Annotated in this window: 13 protein-coding genes; 1 reads left to right on the top strand and 12 read right to left on the bottom strand. The window is 62.1% G+C overall.

Annotation, left to right across the window (positions count from 1 at the left end; translation table 11 throughout):
- Nucleotides 1-5: 5 nt before the first annotated feature.
- A complete protein-coding gene (locus J8C05_RS14425; RefSeq protein WP_211423448.1) occupies nt 6-635 on the bottom strand; it encodes an ECF-type sigma factor in 630 nt (209 codons plus the stop codon).
- A 369-nt stretch (nt 636-1,004) separates the two neighbouring features.
- Between J8C05_RS14425 and J8C05_RS14420 the strand changes: the two genes are divergently transcribed.
- Complete coding sequence (locus tag J8C05_RS14420; RefSeq protein WP_211423447.1) at nt 1,005-2,996, top strand: LysM peptidoglycan-binding domain-containing protein; 1,992 nt, start codon at nt 1,005-1,007, stop codon at nt 2,994-2,996.
- Nucleotides 2,997-3,080: 84 nt separating this feature from the next.
- Here the strand turns inward: J8C05_RS14420 and J8C05_RS14415 are convergent, their stop codons facing one another.
- The 11 genes from J8C05_RS14415 to J8C05_RS14365 form a co-directional block, all read right to left on the bottom strand.
- The gene (locus J8C05_RS14415; protein ID WP_211423446.1) at nt 3,081-3,926 is read right to left on the bottom strand and encodes a tetratricopeptide repeat protein; all 846 of its coding nucleotides are present in this window, start codon (nt 3,924-3,926) and stop codon (nt 3,081-3,083) included.
- Between the two features lie 213 nt (nt 3,927-4,139).
- The gene (locus J8C05_RS14410) at nt 4,140-5,117 is read right to left on the bottom strand and encodes a tetratricopeptide repeat protein (protein WP_211423445.1); all 978 of its coding nucleotides are present in this window, start codon (nt 5,115-5,117) and stop codon (nt 4,140-4,142) included.
- An 81-nt stretch (nt 5,118-5,198) separates the two neighbouring features.
- Nucleotides 5,199-6,632, bottom strand: a complete 1,434-nt coding sequence (locus J8C05_RS14405) for a serine/threonine-protein kinase (protein WP_211423444.1) — start codon at nt 6,630-6,632, stop codon at nt 5,199-5,201.
- Nucleotides 6,629-7,489 carry a PP2C family protein-serine/threonine phosphatase gene (locus J8C05_RS14400; RefSeq protein WP_211423443.1) on the bottom strand — a complete coding sequence of 287 codons (861 nt, stop codon included), beginning with the start codon at nt 7,487-7,489 and terminating at the stop codon, nt 6,629-6,631. Before J8C05_RS14400 ends, J8C05_RS14405 begins: the two co-directional genes overlap by 4 nt.
- A 54-nt stretch (nt 7,490-7,543) precedes the next feature.
- Entirely contained in the window at nt 7,544-9,328 is a 1,785-nt protein-coding gene (locus J8C05_RS14395; RefSeq protein ID WP_211423442.1) for a trypsin-like peptidase domain-containing protein, read from the bottom strand.
- 184 nt (nt 9,329-9,512) lie between these two features.
- Nucleotides 9,513-10,073 carry a hypothetical protein gene (locus J8C05_RS14390; RefSeq protein WP_211423441.1) on the bottom strand — a complete coding sequence of 187 codons (561 nt, stop codon included), beginning with the start codon at nt 10,071-10,073 and terminating at the stop codon, nt 9,513-9,515.
- A 24-nt stretch (nt 10,074-10,097) separates the two neighbouring features.
- Nucleotides 10,098-11,438: an RNA-guided endonuclease InsQ/TnpB family protein gene (locus J8C05_RS14385; RefSeq protein WP_211423440.1), complete on the bottom strand. Its 1,341-nt coding sequence runs from the start codon at nt 11,436-11,438 to the stop codon at nt 10,098-10,100.
- Nucleotides 11,429-12,079 (bottom strand): IS607 family transposase, encoded by a 651-nt coding sequence (locus tag J8C05_RS14380; RefSeq protein WP_459543848.1) that lies wholly within the window; start codon nt 12,077-12,079, stop codon nt 11,429-11,431. Before J8C05_RS14380 ends, J8C05_RS14385 begins: the two co-directional genes overlap by 10 nt.
- A gap of 31 nt (nt 12,080-12,110) precedes the next feature.
- Nucleotides 12,111-14,342 (bottom strand): hypothetical protein, encoded by a 2,232-nt coding sequence (locus tag J8C05_RS14375; protein WP_211423439.1) that lies wholly within the window; start codon nt 14,340-14,342, stop codon nt 12,111-12,113.
- Between the two features lie 214 nt (nt 14,343-14,556).
- The gene (zigA, locus tag J8C05_RS14370) at nt 14,557-15,792 is read right to left on the bottom strand and encodes a zinc metallochaperone GTPase ZigA (RefSeq protein WP_211423438.1); all 1,236 of its coding nucleotides are present in this window, start codon (nt 15,790-15,792) and stop codon (nt 14,557-14,559) included.
- Nucleotides 15,793-15,870: 78 nt separating this feature from the next.
- The gene (locus tag J8C05_RS14365) at nt 15,871-17,301 is read right to left on the bottom strand and encodes an ABC transporter permease subunit (RefSeq protein WP_211423437.1); all 1,431 of its coding nucleotides are present in this window, start codon (nt 17,299-17,301) and stop codon (nt 15,871-15,873) included.
- Nucleotides 17,302-17,317 lie beyond the last annotated feature (16 nt).

Genomic DNA, 17,317 nt, shown 5'->3' with positions numbered 1-17,317 from the left:
ACGAATCAGGCCGCCGTCGGGCAGCCCGCGGCTTCAGCGTCAGAACCCGGCGTACTGACGGACAGGAAACGCCGTAACCAGGCCCGGGCCAGTGCCAGCTCCCGATTGACGGTGCGAAGCGACAACCCCAGCGCCTCGGCAATTTCCAGGTTGGTCAACCCGCCAAAGGCATGCAGTTCAAGTACCTGCCCCAATCTGGGGTCGTGGGCTTCGAGGCGGAGCAGGGCCTCGTGCAGGGCCAGAATGTCCGCGCTTGGCAGTCCGGCCACTGCCGGCATCTCCTGAAGCGACACCAGACGGCAGTCCGCGCCACGCTTGGCCGCTCTGGCGCTACGGGCGTAGTCCACCAGAATGTGGCGCATGACCCGACTGGCCAGACCGAAAAACAGCCGCCGGTCCGAAAGGTTCAGGTGCTTGCACTTGGCCAGTCGCAGGTAGGTTTCGTGAACGAGCGCCGTGGTTTGCAGGGTATGCAGTCCCTGTTCGCGCCGCATGTGAGCGTGCGCCAGACGGTGCAACTCAGCATAGACATCTTCCACAAGTTGATTGATGCCAGCCTGGTTGCTGTCCGGTGGAGAAACATCCCGCTCCACGAAGGTCGTGGTGGAGGCAAGGCAGGCAAGGGAGTCCGGCATAGAGGGGGAGCCTCGTTTCTTCAGTAGCATTCCCGAAACTTCGCGCACAGGCCGCAGCTTCCCGTTGCCTTCCTTTCGTCATAGAGCAGGAGCCAGCCGGCCGTCCCCAAGTGCCAACACAACCTGGTCAGTCGTTCAGCTTCAAGAGGACCACACTTCACAAGTACATCACTCACGCCGGTTTTTCTAGCAGCATTCATCAAAAGCGACGCCGGAAGCGAAGGCTTGTTGGAGAACATCAGCATGTTTTTCGGCAACATGGATGCAACATCTGCCGAAGCCACCCGATAACCTGGTTGCCAGGTCAGAAGGTCATGAATGTGGCCGCAATCCCTGGAATCCCGACCCCGGAAAAGAGAGGCTCGCGCTATGTCTGTTCGTACCCGGCAGGTTTCCTCGCCACCTCCCGTCTCACGTCAAACCACAAGCCCGGCAACAACGGCACGCCGTCAGACGACCAGCGCTGCCACGGCCACACCCCAGGAAGCCGCCACGCGCCGGGCAGAACTTTCCACCGCCGGCGCCATGACGCGCGCGCGGCTGACATCGGGCCTCATCTACGACGGCACACGCCCGGCACCCGGGACGACGAACACCAATGCCGCGCGCCCGATTGATGCGCCGCTCAAAGGTGATCCCAACCACCGGACACCGGAGACCTACAACAACGTCATCAACCAGTTTGCCGTAGCGCACAACCCGCGCTACGCCATCCGTGACTCCAGCGGCGACGGCATCAAGGACACGTTCTGCAACATTTTTGTCTGGGATGTCACCCGCGCCATGGGGGCTGAAATTCCGCACTGGGTGGACAAACGGACCGGTCAGCCAACGACTGTTTACAACTACAGCCAGAGCCGTGAACTCGACGCCAATGCCACCATGGACTGGCTGCGCCAGCACGGCGCGCAGCACGGCTGGCGGCGGGTCAGCGCCGAAGAAGCCCAGCGATTGGCCAATGAGGGACACCCGACGATGGTCGGGTGGAAGAACCCAGGCGGGATTGGCCACGTGGCCATCGTGCGTCCGGGCAACATCAACGAGCGCGGTCCGGCCATTGCGCAGGCCGGTTCGACCAATGTCAACTACGCCCACGTACGCGACACCTTCGGAAGCCGGCCGGTTGAATACTGGGTCAATGACCGGGGACGTGCAGCCGGCGGTTCATCGCCCGCCCCCACACCGACCCCGCAACCGCCAGCTCCAACGCCGCCACCGGCAACACCTCCCAGCACGACACCTCCGACCACCGGGCTGCCACAGGCCACACTGCGGCAGGGCGACCGGGGTGAAGCCGTCCGCGCGCTTCAGCAATCCCTCATCCGGCTTGGCTACATGACCGAAGCCGCCTACAACACCGGCCCTGGCGTTTTCGGTCCCCGGACGGATGCCGCCCTGCGCGCCTTCCAGCGGGATGCTGGCATCACCGTGGACGGCATTTACGGGCCACAGACCCGGCAGGCACTGACCCAGGCCCTGGCACGGGTGCAGGGTGGTGGCAGCACCTACACGGTACGCCCCGGCGATACGCTGTCCCAGATTGCACAGCGGCACGGGACGACCGTGGATGAACTCGTCCGGCTCAACAACATCCGCAACCCGAACCTCATCTATCCCGGTCAGGAACTGCGCCTGCCGGCCCGGACGTACACGGTACGCCCCGGCGATACGCTATCCCAGATTGCACAGCGGCACGGAACGACGGTGGATGAACTCGTCCGGCTCAACAACATCCGCAACCCGAACCTTATCTATCCCGGTCAGGAACTGCGCCTGCCGCCGTCATCCGGGACACCGGCGCCAGCGCCGCGCCCGGCCCCGGCGCCCACACCCAATCCGGGTCCGCCGCCATCCGGCGTGGGTGGGAGTGCACCCATCGGGCAGATTCCACGCACGGGCAATGCCTTCATTGATTCGATTGCGGCAGATGCCATCCGCAACCAGCGGGAGACCGGCGTGCCAGCTTCCGTCACCATTGCCCAGGCCATTCTGGAAAGCGGCTGGGGCCGCTCAGAGTTGTCCCGCCAGGCAAATAACTTTTTCGGTATCAAGGGCACGGGGCCGGCCGGCTCGGTGACGATGCGGACGCGCGAAGTCATCAACGGGCGTGACGTTTACGTGAACGCGCAATTCCGCAGGTATCATACGCCGCAGGAATCGTTTGCCGACCATGCGCGGCTCTTCACCCAGAACCGGCGCTATGCTGAAGCCATGCGGCACACGCACGATGCCTTCCGGTTTGCAGCGGAAATTCACCGCGCCGGGTATGCCACGGACCCGGAATACACGAACAAGCTGCACAGCCTCATGCGGCAGTACAATTTGACGCAGTTTGACGCGATTGCCCGCGGCCAATCCTAAGTTCCTGGCAACAGGCAGACGTGAGTCAATCCCGTGGGTGGTGAGGTCTCAAGCTCACCACCCACAGTTTTTGGGAGGTCAAGGCTATGGGGTGGCGGGCTGTATCCTCGTGGCAAATCTATAGACCCGCAGAGCAAGGTCGGTTTCGTTATACCGATTCGTCCAGGGGGCGAAGTTGTAGTTTTTCGTCTTTTTCTGGCTGTCACGCAGCTTGACATGGAAGGCGGCATACTCCGATCCGACGAACTCATTAGGGAGGAACTCCCGGATGCTGCCATGGTCAGCGGTAAAGCTATGTTGGGCGTCGTCAGCCCGGAACTCCATGCCGTCGGCGCTGATATACAGATAGCCGGTACAGATGCGCACAAAGAGGCCGTCGTGGTCATGGAAGACCCGGAACACAGCACTTCCCCCCAGCTTGATGGCCTCGCGCATGTAAAACTCGGCGACCGCCACCTCCTGCTTCCAGTAGAGACTGCACAGTCCCAACAGTGAGAAGGCGTAGGGACCGGAAGGTTCCAGATCGGCCGCTTTGGTCAGGAGACGCTCTGCCTTATCCGGTTCGTTTCTCCACAGGGCCTCCATGCCCTGCTTCAGGAGAGGTTCATACTGCGGCGCCCAGGCATCGGAAGGCGGCGTATTCTGCGCCGGGTCCTGCGGGGGGTTGTCGGAGGACCTCCAGTTGTGGGGTGGGGCAACGCCTTTGCAGCTTGGGTGGTTGAGGGAAAAACATTCTGCCCGCCCAACCGGGCGCATGGGATGTCCGATACCGGCGGTTTGTCGCCTGGTTTTCTGTTTGACGGTCTGGCGCAACCGTTCAGAAGCCAGGTTCTTCCCGGAAACCGACGGTTGCCCACTCAGCGTCAGTGCCGGAAAAGCCAGAAAGACAAGGCAGACCCACAACCGGGAAGGCCTCTTTTTGTGGTTCATCGCTCCCCCGACCTCTCTTCTTCCCGGTCAGTCAGAAGTCACAGGTTGAGGGCTTGACAGCAGCACTTGCGCGCCCGTCATGGCACGTTCACGGCCGGAACCCTCTGCCGGGTTGACGCCCTTTGGCTGCTGCCGGCAGGCAGTCCCCTCGTGACAGACTGACCAATGCGTGTGTGGTGATGTTTTGATTTCACCACACACGGTTGGAGGAGGCTAGTCCCTGGAGGGCGGGAGGCGCGTCAGTCCGGCGGCGTTGTAGAGCCGGATAGCCAGCTCTGATTCAGAACGCTGCTGTGTCCGGGGGGCAAAGTTGAAGTTTTTGGTCTGGTTCTGACCCGTGCGCACCTTGATGTGAAAAGCGCCGTATTCCGACCCGACGAAGGCGTTGAGTTTGAATTCCCTGATGCTGTCGCGGGTGGCGGCAAAGGTATGTTGGCCATCATCCGCCCGGAAGGTCACATCCTGGGAACTGATGAACAGGGAGCCAAAGCAAACGCTGGTGAAGAAACCATCGTGGTCGTGGGCTACCCGTAATGCGGCACTGCCGCCCAACTCGATGGCGCGCCGCATGTGGCGTTCAGCCATCGCGAGGTCCGGCTTCCAGTAAAGACAGGTCATCCCCAGCATCGAGAAGGCACGCGGGTCGGAAGGATTCAAGCTGGCGGCCGTCGTGAAGTGGGTCAGTGCCAGATCGGCCTGCTCACTGCGCAGGGCCGCCACCCCCTGGTCGAAAATTTCATCATAGTCCGGCCCTGGAGTTGGGGGCGGCGGCGTGTTGACTGACGACTCAGCATCCTGTTTCCAGGACGATGCGTTGTTGTTCGTCGCCGTGGCATTGGACTGGGTATCGTTCTCGTACATGCCAACCGGGTCTGCCAGGATGCCACGGTAGTTGAGGCGTACAGCCTCGATAATTTCGGGCGTGGCACCGGCGGCCAGCAATGCCTGCTCGTTCTCGTCTGTAAGCTCGAAATCAACCCCGCGCCGTTCAATCTCACGGATAATCTCTGCCGTTGACAGGCCATTGATGCGGAGGGCCTGTGTCAAACCGGGCAAGCGAATCGGACGCTTGGCGCGGGCGGTGGTTTGTCGCCCCGGTTTCTGTCTGGCAGCCTGGGGCGCTTGGCCCGCAACGAGAAGCATCTCGGAGCTGGAAAACTGCCAACTCAGGATGAGGGGAAAAACGATCATAAAGACGAAGAAAGTCCACAACCGGGAAGGTCCTCCTCTGCGGTTCATCGTCCACCTCACTTTCTCCCGGTCAGTGCGCCGTCACTGGTCGAGGGCTTTGAGGTCCTCGCGGCGGCGGCGTTCACGCTCGCTTACCACGGCGCGGTCTTTGTCCCTGCGTTTCGGCGATGGCTTTTCCCTGGACTCTTCCGGCGCCGTCGCCCGGTCGGATGCCACCGGTGGCGGAACCACCGGTGGTGGTGTTGCCGGGGTCGAGCCAACCGGCGCTCCGGGTGGTGGCAAGGTCTGAGTGTTCTCTGGATCAGTTTCCGGAACCATGGTCGGCCGTTCCTCGATGGATACCGGCGATGTCGCGGCAGGTATTTGGGAAGAAGCTGATTCCCTGCCTGGTGGCGGAGGCAGTGTCGTCACGCTGCCTGTCGGTGGCATGGCCGGGTGGCGGTGCACCCAGACATAAGCCAGCATCGCCAGCAGAAACGCAAAGACGGCAAAGCCGGCCAGGCCCCAGGTGAGCACCTTGCGCCACGGCGGTTCGGTTGGCTTCAACGCCGGACGTGGCAGGGTGGGGTTGGCCACAGACGGTATGGCCATGGCCGGCGGCATGAAAGGTGCGGCCACAGGCGCCACGGGTGTTACGGGCGGCGGCGCGTGTGGAAGTTGAACGGCCACGCGCAGGTGGGCAGGAACTGAAGCGAGGCCCGGCGCAGCAGCCAGCGACAGGGCCAGCTTGAATTCTTCCGCCGTCTGGAAACGCCGCAGCGGGTCTTTCTCCAAGGCATGCAGGACCACCTGGGCGACGGTTTCCGGGATGGTCGGCGTCAACACCTGTGGCGGCGGCGGGGGATTGTGGATGTGCGCCTGAAGCAGGGCATACTCACTGTCGGCAACGAAGGGCACGCGCCCGGTCAGCATTTCGTAAAGCAGAATCCCCAACGCATAGATGTCGCTGCGGGCATCGGCTTCCTTGCCCTGGATTTGTTCGGGCGACATGTATTCGAGCGTGCCCACGATGGCGCCGACCCGTGTCTGGTGGCGGCTCCCCATGGCGCGGGCAATGCCAAAATCCATGACCTTGGGTGTGCCATCCGGCAATATCATGACGTTGGACGGCTTGATGTCGCGGTGAATGATGCCGTGCCGGTGGGCATGGCCGATGGCATCGAGGATGCCGGAAAACACGACAACGGACTGCCCCAGCGGCATCGCTCCGTACTGCCGCAGCCAGGCATCGAGGGACAGTCCCGGCAGGAATTCCATCACCATGGCGAACTGCTGCGGGCCAATCGGCACAAAGCCATACAGCGTCGCAATGTTGGGATGATTGAGTTTGGCCAGCAGAACGGCTTCGGTACGAAACCGCTCGATGAGTTGCAGGTTGTTGACGAGTTCCGGCTTGAGAACCTTGATGGCCACCGGACGGTCAAGCATGACATCCACACCGCGATAGACCGTCCCCATGCCACCTGTTCCCAGGCAGGATTCAACGCGATAGGTGCCAATTACACTGCCGATCATGAGACGACCCTCGCTTCCCGGGTCTCGCGCAGCAGCGGAGGCACGCCCCCGACTGACCGCGCCGGCCCTTCTGAACCGGCCGCCCACACCACCCCGACCGTGATGTTGTCGTGGCCGCCACGTGCTTTGGCGAGGTCAACCAAACGTTGACAGGCGATGTCCGGCGGCGCGTCGAGCAGGACGGCGTACATTTCCTCATCGGTGACAAGGTCGTGCAGGCCGTCCGACACCAGCAAAAACTGATCCCCAACGGATACCCGTAAGGGGCGCTCCCAGAAACCCGGCGTGATGGTGGGCCTGGTACCCAGCGCCTTGAGCAGGATGTTTTTTTCTGGATGCCGCGCAGCGGCTTCCCGTGACAGGCGCCCCTGGCGGACGTACTCCATGACCTCTGAATCATCTTCGGTCATCTGATAAATACGCCCGCCCCGAATCAGGTAGAGACGGGTATCCCCGACGTGGCCCGCAAAGGCTTCCTGCCCCCGAATGGCCAGCGCCGTACAGGTCGTTCCCATACCGCGCAGCAGGGGGTGTCGCCGGGCAGTCTCCCAGATCAGGTGGTTGGCTTCGACAAAAGCCTCCCGCAGAGCTTCAGCCGGTTCGGCGGGCGAGGTGTAATAGACCCGGCGGATGACTTCCGCCGCCATCCGGCTGGCCACCTCCCCTCCCGCATGACCGCCAAGACCATCGGCGACCACCATCAGCGTGCCCTTGCGCTCAGCTTCCAACGTTTCAGCCGGTGGCGCTTCCGAAAGTGCAAAATCTTCATTGACGCTCCGCTGACAACCCACATCACTGAGCAGAGCCGTCACCAGCGTCAATCGGGAAAGCTGGATGTTTCCAACACCTTGCGTCATGGCCGTCGCTCCTTTCTGCCCGGCGCACATGGCACACGTGGCTTCTGGCAGCGCCTACCGGCTGCCCGGGTTCATCAACTCCAGGGCATACCGAATCGGCACGGCGTAGGTGACGCGTTCGGCGCCCGCATTGAACACGGCAATGACGCGCCCACGGTTATCGAAAACCGGCCCGCCGCTGTTGCCCGGACCCGTCGAGTTGATGGAGAGCTGATAGCTGTCCCCCATGACGCTCACCACCCGGTCCCGACCGGCGACGGTCGTCGAGGTGTCATCGCGCAGCAGGGAACTGATGACGCCCGAACTGACGGTGACATTGGGCACCACTCTGGTCTGCGCCTCACGGTTGAAAACGTCTTTTGATGCAATGACGCCATACCGCTTCGGCGTCAGCCCCGGATAACCAAGCACGGTGACGTTGTCGCCGGGCTTGATGCTGTCGTAGCCGTCAAACAGTTCGACGGGCTTGATCCGTCCCGGAACACCGATTTTGACCAGGGCCACGTCGTGGCGGTCCGAAGCCACGGAGAGCTGGCCCAAAATCCGCTGGGTTTTGTTGGCAAAGGTTACGTAGAGATAGTCGTTGCGTCCCTCGAAGCCACCCTGGAGAAACTTCCCTCCGGCCTGCTTCGTCTCGCTGGGCACCCACTCCGGCAGGGTCGCCAGAAAGGTGCAATTGCCGCTGCCCACATCGAAGACCATGACAGTGGCATCTGGAAACTCATAGCGCGACTTCCAGCTTGCGGCGACGTGCCGGTTGGTGAGCAGGAAACCATCCTCACTCACGACAAACCCCGTGCCCGTGTGTTCGCCGCCAATCGGGCGGTTGTCCCTTGAATCCGTGGTCAACCACGGTTCAACCGTGCCGTCTTCAAGGCGCACAAACAGCGCCAATCCGTTCTGGTAGCGGTGGTACACCTGTTGTCCGGTCGGGGTGAAAATCAGTTTCCAGCCGACTTCGAGATACACCACGGAAGCCGAATTGGCTGCCGCAATGGCGCTGGGGTCGAGGGGAGCATCTGACTTCTGACGCTCGACTTCCGAGCGTGCCACTTCCGCGTCCTTTTTGGCCCGTTGGGTCTCCTGCTCGGCAGCAACAATTTTCGTATTCACCTGCTGCTGTTGCTTGTATCCCAGATACCCAAGGTAACTGACCAATCCGGCCACAACGAGTAGCACCAGGGAAGACACCAGCACGATGGTCAACCGGTTGTCGCTTTTGGCCTGGCCGATCAGGCGTTCGACCGTTGCCTTGCCAATCCCACCACCCGCTGCAACCGGCGTCACGGCAACTGGCGGCTGCCAGGTGGCAGGCGGCGGAGCGCCAACCAGCCCACCCGGAGGCGTTGCCGGAGAGGCCAGAGCGACGGACGGCATCGCAGCCGGCGGCTGAACATCGGCCATCCGGGTTGCTTTGGGCGGCGCTGGAGCCAGGCTCTCACCGGCAATGCGCGTGGGACGGGGCGCTTCCGGTGGACGTGGTTCAACATCAAAGATGAACTCCGGGCCACCCGGACCAAGCTGCACAACATCGCCCGGATAGAGCCGAACCGGCGCCGCAATTCGCTGCCGGTTGACGTACGTCCCATTGCGACTTCCCAGGTCTTTCAGCGTGAAGACTGGATGTTCTCCACCCTCGATGCTGATTTTGGCGTGATGCCGCCCCACGAGATCATCCCGGTCGGGGTCATAGCGAACCCGGCAGGCGGCGTCACGCCCGATCTCCAGTTCGTTCAGGTGTGCCAGCGGAAATTCCTCAATCTGGTTGACCCGCGAACCACTGACATGACGCAAAACGATTTTGGTTACGGTTGGTGAAGTGTACGTCGCGGTGGCCATGGCAGGCGCTCCTTTTATCTGGTTTGGGGACGGCGATGACGGCATCGTGTCGCAGTGGTTTCCCCTCACCCCTTCAAGCGCAAAACAGGCGGCGAGCATGCCAACGGATGAAAAAATTTTGGCGGCGAGCCAGCCCCCATAAGCCGACCCACCGCCAGGTTTCATCGGAGAGCGTATGACGCGCCTAGCGCAGGCCCGTCGTGACGACCAACTTGCCCTTTGCGAAGGGATTGTCCTCGTCAGGAAACGTCACCACAGGATACCGTGACGGAGCGGAGGGATCGTAATCCCACATACCGGTAGCGATGACTTGCCCGTTGCGCCCGGCAACAAACTTGATGCGGCCGCTACGCTCGGCATCCGCCGGGATCGTAACCCGTACCCGACGGGTCTCACCCGGTCCAATGCGGTTTTCAGGGCCGAAGGCTTCGCCGGCAACACAGAGATGGACCGGATCACTGGAAGCGTTTTTGAACACGGCCTCAATTACCTTCTGGGATGAAGGCGGAGGTTGCCGCATCCCACCACCCGGAGGACTACTCAGTGGACTGACCGGAGGGCTGGTTGGCGGCGGTTGCTGTCTCCCGCCACCGGGTGGGTTGTCCGGTGGACTGGCCGGCGGTGTCCGACCGTCAGCTTCGGCCGGATACCCCTTCACCACAGCCATCCCGGCGCCGCCAGTCCCGCTGTTCTGCGCCCACGTCGCCGGGTCAGAGTCCACAATGGTGTATGTCCCGGCCGGCACGACGACATTCGGCGTACACTGCTATCAAGAATGTGCGCAAAAGTGCGCACGGTTCTCTTCCTGCCCCGACGCGTCCTGTTGACCACCGTCGTATCTGACAGGCGTGACTTTCCCGACTACGGCGGGGACGGTCCCCGCCGCAGCGCCGCCATGGCTGGACGGACTCGCCACGGGTAGGGCAGTTTCGGTTGCCAGCCGTTTCAGGTTCAGCGCCGCATTGAGGTCACGGTCATGGTGCGCACCACATTGAGCACACACCCATGATCGATCTCTCAATGTCAGCGCCTCGTTCTTCCAGCCACAGATGGAGCACAGTCGGCTACTTGGATACCAGCGATCAGCGATGGTAAGATGAGTACCGTAGCGCCGGGCCTTGTATTCCAACTGCGAGCGCAACATCCCAAAACCCACGTCAGAGATGGCGCGGGCGAGTTTCTCGTTCTGCAGCATCCCTTTGACGTTTAAATCCTCGATCACCAACGCTTGGTTTTCGCGGCAGAGTCGAGTCGTGAGCTTGTGGGTGAAATCCGCTCGGATATTGGCCATGCGGGCATAGAGCCGTGCCAATATCGCAGCGGACTTCTGCCGGTTGTTCGATACCGGCAGGCGCGTTCCTTCAGGCAGGCGGGCATGGCGTTCAAATCCGGCTGCCTTCCTGGCGGCTTCCAGCTTGCGGCTGAGACGTCGGCTACGGATTTCCAGACGGCGCAGCGCTGCTTTGAGCGGCTTTGGCGCCTCGATGACTTCACCGCTGGAGATCGTTGCGGCAGCCTTGATGCCCAGGTCGATGCCGTTGACCTCGTGCGACGTGCGACGCCGATAGAATTGCGCATCAGGCACCTCGACCTGTATTGCCACAAACCAACGATCCGCGGTGCGAGAAACCGTTGCGCCCAGTATCTTTCCTTTGAATCGCAGTTCCTCGGTCATGGCGACTTCGCCGATCTTGGGTAGGCGGATCGTCTTACCGACCAGACGGAACTTGTCGTTGGCTACGTAAAAGCTGTCGCGGCAGCGCCCCTTTTTCTTGAAGCGCGGTGCGTGTGCCTCTTTGCCAGCCTTGAGGTCGGTGAAGAATCTTTCCCAGGCTTTGGCGAGATGGGCAAACGGCTGGGCGTGGGCATCCCGGTGAATGTCTTGCAACCAGGGCCGACCGTTCTCATCGAGCCACTGCGGGTCGGTGTACTTGATGGCGTTGAACTGTTTTTTGAGCGCCATGGCGTTTGGCCTGCCGCCTGCTGCGTATTGCCTGTTGCACTCACTGAGCGCCCAGTTCCAAACACGCCGCGCCGTGCCGCAGGCGCGCTTGAAGTAGTCCACCTGCTCAGGAGTCGGACAAAGAGCGATCTTGTGGGTCAGTTGCATTGTTGGACCTTTTTGACGTCATTCACATCCTGTTTCAGCGCTTCATCCAACTTCTTTCGATAGTTCCTCAAACCGTACAGCCGGGACGAAAAACAGTGCACGATGGCCATTAAGTCCTGCACCATTTCCTGTTCAGGAGACAGCCGTTCCTGGTTGAGTACCAGCACTTCGCAGCCATGGGTTTGGGCGTAATGTTCGAACCACTCAAAGCCGAAACGGGTGAGGCGGTCCCGGTGAGCGAGGATCAGCATCCTGACTTCCCGTCGCCCGATCTCGTCCATAAGGGCCAGAAACCGCTTGCGCCTGAAGTTCAGCCCGCCGCCCACTTCCTCGATAAACCCGACCCCCGCCAATCCCTTCGCCACCACGAACTCTTCCAGCACTTTGCGCTGATTCGCCAAGTCCGGCTTCTGCGCCGCACTCGATACCCGACAGTAGGCGACAAGCTTGGTTGGCGCATGGTTGGCCTGCCGCAAACCGATGAACTCACGGATCTGCGTCTCAGTGTAGAGGCGGCGGTTGCTGTCCGTTCGGGCCACCGGAATCAGCCTTCCTTCGCGTTCCCAACGCTGCAACGTCTTGACCGAGACACCAAGGAGTTTTGCCGCCTTGCCTGTGCTTATAGTGCTTTCCATGAGCATTATTATACACTATCGCGTACTATACGGCAAGCTAGAGTCCGGCTCCCACCCGTAGGGGCCTTTGATGACCGCGGGCTTGCGGGTCAAAACAAGCCCATCCTTCGAGTTTGGCCCGCTTGATGAGTTCCAGGTCATGCGTCACCGAAGCCTCAGCTTTGGCTATATCGGTGATGTAGCGCCGGAGCAGGTCGGCATCGAGTTCGGGCTTGGCGGTCAACGGCAGCGAGCGCGTCAGGGGCCGTGGTCGGACGACCCGGCCCAACCGGCTGATCATGGCGCCTTCAATGGCGTCCCGTGCCTGCACAACACCTTCGTACACGCGAAGAAACTTCTGGATGGCTTTGACGGCGGCGACCTGTTTCTCCCGGTCAGACATCAGCCACCCCTTGATGACGCTGTAGGGTGCGCCTTCCGCCTCCAGCGACCGCGTCCCTTCCGCCGTGATTTCCAGTGCCCTGAAAACGGTTTGCAGCCGTTTATATTGCTCGACGACCTGCCGGCCACGGTCGGTATCCAGCGCCAGCTCGGCGGCCCGGCGTTCTTCAAAGGTACGCACAATGGCTTCGGCCGTGGCTTGCCGGGCCTGTTGCCGCCAGGACTCACAGGCTGCCAAGAGGGTATCGAGCGCCCGGCGCTGCCCCCGGTCAAGAGACGACGCCCACGCTTCCGCCGTGGTCGCATCCTGGGGCAGATTCACGCCCCAAATTTTGCTCAGGTCAGTGAGGTCCTCATTGACCTTGCGGGTTCCCGCACAGGCCCGCATCAGCGGGCCATCCTGGGTAAACAGTCCCGGCCGCCCCTGGTTGATAGTGGACTGGATGGCTTTGGCCAGCGCCAGAATGGCCAGGCGATTGGCGCCCGAACCGAAGTCCGTCGCCTTTGAGCGGCGGATGAAATCCTGCGCCACGGCTTCGGCTTCTCCGTCACACATGGCGTCCACAAACTGGCGTGCGCCGGGCACCCCGCCGACACCCAGCCCCCCCAGATCAATGAGCCGTGCCTGGTCATCAAAGCGACTGGCGGCGTAGAGGCGGTCGAGTTGCTGGTCGAACAGCGTCTGTGCCCCCAGGGTGATGACCGTTTCGCCGAGGGCTTCGACCAGCGCCGGCAGCGCCGTTTCAGGCACGAGCAGATACATCACGGCCCGGAGAAAAGCCGCGTTGTCACCCTGTTTGAAGGCGTACAGCGATTGGAAGACCATCCCGAAAAAGGTGTTTTCCACGAGGGTCCGGCTCAGCGCCATGACGAGTTCGACATCGCTTTGCGCCGTGGTGATGCTGTTCAGCACACCGGCCCACATGGACGCTGACCCCAGACAATCCACCACCTTCAGCCCTTGGGCCCGCGCCGAAGCGCCGATCTCGGTCAACAGATCAACCGTGCCGCTTCGGTAGCGTCCCTCGGCCGGTGGGAGGATACGTCCGATGTCCAGCATCTGACCGGCCCGTTTGAGCAGTTCCTGTCCCAGTCCGGTGAGTTCCAGAAGCTGTTTCAGACGGTTCTTTTTCCCGGTTTCGGCCTGGCGGATTGTTTCCAAAGCAAGGCGCTGCTGGCGCAGGGCATTTATCGTGCCGTCCGCTTCGGCCTGCCGCACCTTTTCGATGGTTTGCCGGGCGGCCCGGGCATGTTCGGCATAGGAGCCGCCGGGGTCGCCCCTGGTCTCAATGATCCGAAAATCATTTTCCAGCCGGTCCAAAGCCTGCCGGCGGCGTTCCGGCGTCGGCTCCTCCAGGATGATGCGGTCAATCTCGGCCTGGTAGGCGACCTCCGAATACCGCAGGATCATCTCCGTCAGCCGGTTGCCGAGTTCCTGCAAACCGGCGTCCGGGTAATCGCCGAAATGTTGTGTGAGCAGGATGTCGAGTTCGGCCGGTGTGGCTTTCTCAACGGCGCGGGCCAGGCTCAGCAGCGAGGTGTAGGCTGGATCGGAGAGCAGCGGATCATCGGCGATGAGTTGCCCGACCCCCGGTGCAGCCTGGGCCAGCGTGTGGGCACGGGGCAGGTACTTGAGCATCCGTTTGAGCCGCACGTCCTCCGCAAGTTGTCCCCGCTGCTGAGCCAGGTTGAGTGCGCGCAGGGTATCAATCACAGGTACATTGGGCACGAGCTGCCGGATGCGCTCGGCCAGCGTCACCGGAGACTGGCCATCCCAGTTCAGAACAGCCCGCCCGACTTCATTCAGAGCGGGCAGGTCCTGTGGCGTAACACCGGCAACGGGTTGACCGGCGTGGAGACTGAGAAAGCACAGAACCGTGAACAGCACACCGAGACGAACTGAAAACCACCACGGGGAAAACCTTCTCCCAACGGGAAGCGGCGCGAAAACCCGGAGGCAACGCATGGCCATGCTCCTTGTCGGTGAACTTGCGCGGCCGGGAGCAGAACAACTCCCCCGGAAACCGCTCACGCCTACAAGCGAGAATGGCGTCCGAAATGTGCCAGTCTGGTTGTGTGCTCAATGTGACCGGGGCTGCCGACTAGTTGACATCGGCAGCGGTGAGTTCCCAGTCGCCAAACGGATCAGGCAACCTTGCCCAGGCGGCCAGACCCCGTTCGGCTTCGGTGTCGGTCAGCAGACAGGCGTCAAGGGCGGCTTCAATGGCCTCCCGGTTCATCCGCCGGTCGCCAATGAAAACCAGTTCCTGGCGTCGGTCGCCGAAGAGGCCCTCGAAAAGGGAGCGGATTTCGGCACGCATGGCATCATCCACGCCCCATTCGCTCTCCGGTTGGGTGGCCCACCAGTAACCTCCGGGTTCGATCCGACAGGCTCCGCCGGCCTGACTCCAGACACCTACCATAGCCATGCGGGTGGCCAGCCAGAAAAAGCCCTTTGACCGTAACACCCCGTGCCACTCCTGACCGTCGGTTTCGCCGTGGAAAAACGCCCACAGCCGTTCGGGATGAAACGGACGCCGCCGCCGATAGACAAAGCTGGATATGCCGTAGGTCTCGGTTTCCGGCGGATGCTCGCCACGTAACTCCCTGAGCCAGCCGGCGGACTGACTGGCGCGCTCAAAGCTGAAGCGTCCTGTCCCAAGCACTTCTGTCAGCGGCACGACACCAAACCGGCAGTCCAGCAGACGGGCTTCCGGGTTGAGACGCCGCAGGATGCCCCGCAACCGGGCCAGTTCCTCCGGGGTCACAAGGTCAGCCTTGTTGATGAGCAGGACATCGGCAAACTCGACCTGTTCGATGAGCAGATCGGCAATGGTCCGGTCATCTTCCGGGCCAACTTCAAGCTGGCGTTCAGCAAGGCTTTGTGCCGCCTGGTAGTCGTGCAGAAAGTTCCGGGCATCCACGACCGTCACCATGGTGTCGAGACGGGCGATGTCCGACAGGCTGTTCCCGGACGCATCGGTAAACGTAAAAGTTTCTGCCACGGGCAGGGGTTCAGAAATGCCGGTGGACTCGATGAGCAGGTAATCAAACCGTCCTTCCCGCGCCAGCTTTCCGACTTCCACGAGCAGGTCTTCCCGCAGCGTACAGCAGATGCAGCCGTTCGACATTTCGACGAGCTTTTCCTCGACCCGGTTGAGCGCGGCTCCACCCTGGGCGACGAGTTGTGCGTCTATGTTGACCTCGCTCATGTCATTGACGATGACAGCCACGCGCTTTCCTTCGCGATTTTGCAGGATGTGGTTGAGCAGGGTGGTTTTTCCGGCTCCAAGGAAACCGGACAACACAGTAACGGGTAAACGCTGCGATGTGGACATTGACCCCGAACCTCCTTACGTAGGGGCAGGTTCTGAACCTGCCCCTACTGACTGACTGACGTTCACTGACGTTCACACTCACGGGCGGGCAAGGATGCCCGCGCTCCCAGTCCGCGTGCCTGCCACCCAGAGCAGGACGCCCCCCAGACCCAACCACAAACCACCAGCCAGGGCCAGGCGCGGATACAACGCCGAAAGGGGCGGTTCGCGCAGGGTGAAGCGCGGCCAGGTTGGCACTTCTTCAGCGCGAATGAGGTCGTTGGACAGGACACGCCGCGCAAACCGTTCACGCCATGTCTCGTGGAAAGCCAACACCTGGTCGTAAAACGCCAGCCAGCGGTCGGCATCCACGCCGGAAAGCCCATCCAGAAGCGACTGCATCAGGGCCGTCGGCGAGAGCCATGCCAGGCGCGCACGCCATTGGTGACGGCGGCGACGCGCCTGTTCCCCGGCTTCCCGCAACGGACGCAGTTCAGACTCCATGGCCGCCTGGTGCGCCAGCGCCTGCATGGAGAAGTCTTCTGCCGGAAGCGCCGTCGGTACACCTTGGGCGGCAAGGTAGCGGGCTGTCAGTTCCTTTTCGTTGGCCTCAAAGGCGCGGTCAGCCGAACGCCGTGCATTGACGAGTTCGATGGGGGACGGCCCGGGAGCCAACCCGTTGGCGACTCCCGCACCAGCCGCCGGAATGAGAAGGCCCCACACCAACCACACCACTGACAACACCACGGCGTTCGTTGCCGAAGCCCACCCGCCAGCCGCCACGACAGCCACCACCGCCAGCCACAGCCAGACATACACCGCGACCAGCCCCATCCAGAGGACAAGCCGCAGCAGGGCCGCTCCCGATGGCCCTTCGGTCAGCAAAAAGGCCAGCAGGCCTGCCCCCCACATGGTTCCCACCAGCCAGACGCCCCGGGCCGCAAGCTTTGTCACCAGCAACGCAAAGGGGGTGATGGGCTGCGCCAACACCAGCGCCAGCGTTCCCCGCTCACGTTCGCCCGACAGCACATCGTAACCAAAAGCAAAAACCATGAGCGGCAGCAGGAAGGTGACCACAAAGGCGATGTCAAACCACCCGGTTGCCGCATGGAGCGGGTTTTCCGGGTCGGGTTGTACGGCTGCCTCGCGCATGGTGATGCGAAAGGCGTAGGGACGCAGGTCGCGGTCGCCAATGGCAAAGGTTGCCAGGGGCGCAGGCGGCAGCAGGGCCGGCTGAAAGACCCGGAACATACCGGCAATCAACGGGCGGCGGGGATCAAACTCACGGTCGGGGGCCTGCTTCTGTTCCAGCCCCGCCACAGTTTCACGGTAGGCAGCCAGGCGCTCATCGGCGGACTTCTGGAACGCGGCGCTGGCCGTTTGCTGGAAGGTTGTCCAGCGCAGGCCGTTGTAAGCCCCGAAGACACACAGGCCGGGCAAAACCAGCCCAACCAGCCACAGACTCTTTTCCCGCAGAAGGTGCCGCCACTCGTGCCGGAAGACAGACAGCCAGAGTTTTGAGTGCATCATGAAAAGGGTTGTCCGT

Source organism: Chloracidobacterium sp. N (assembly GCF_018304765.1).
GTDB classification, from domain to species: Bacteria; Acidobacteriota; Blastocatellia; order Chloracidobacteriales; family Chloracidobacteriaceae; genus Chloracidobacterium; species Chloracidobacterium aggregatum.
Note: the sequence above shows the minus strand (reverse complement) of the source record. Positions and strands in the feature narration are given on the sequence as shown.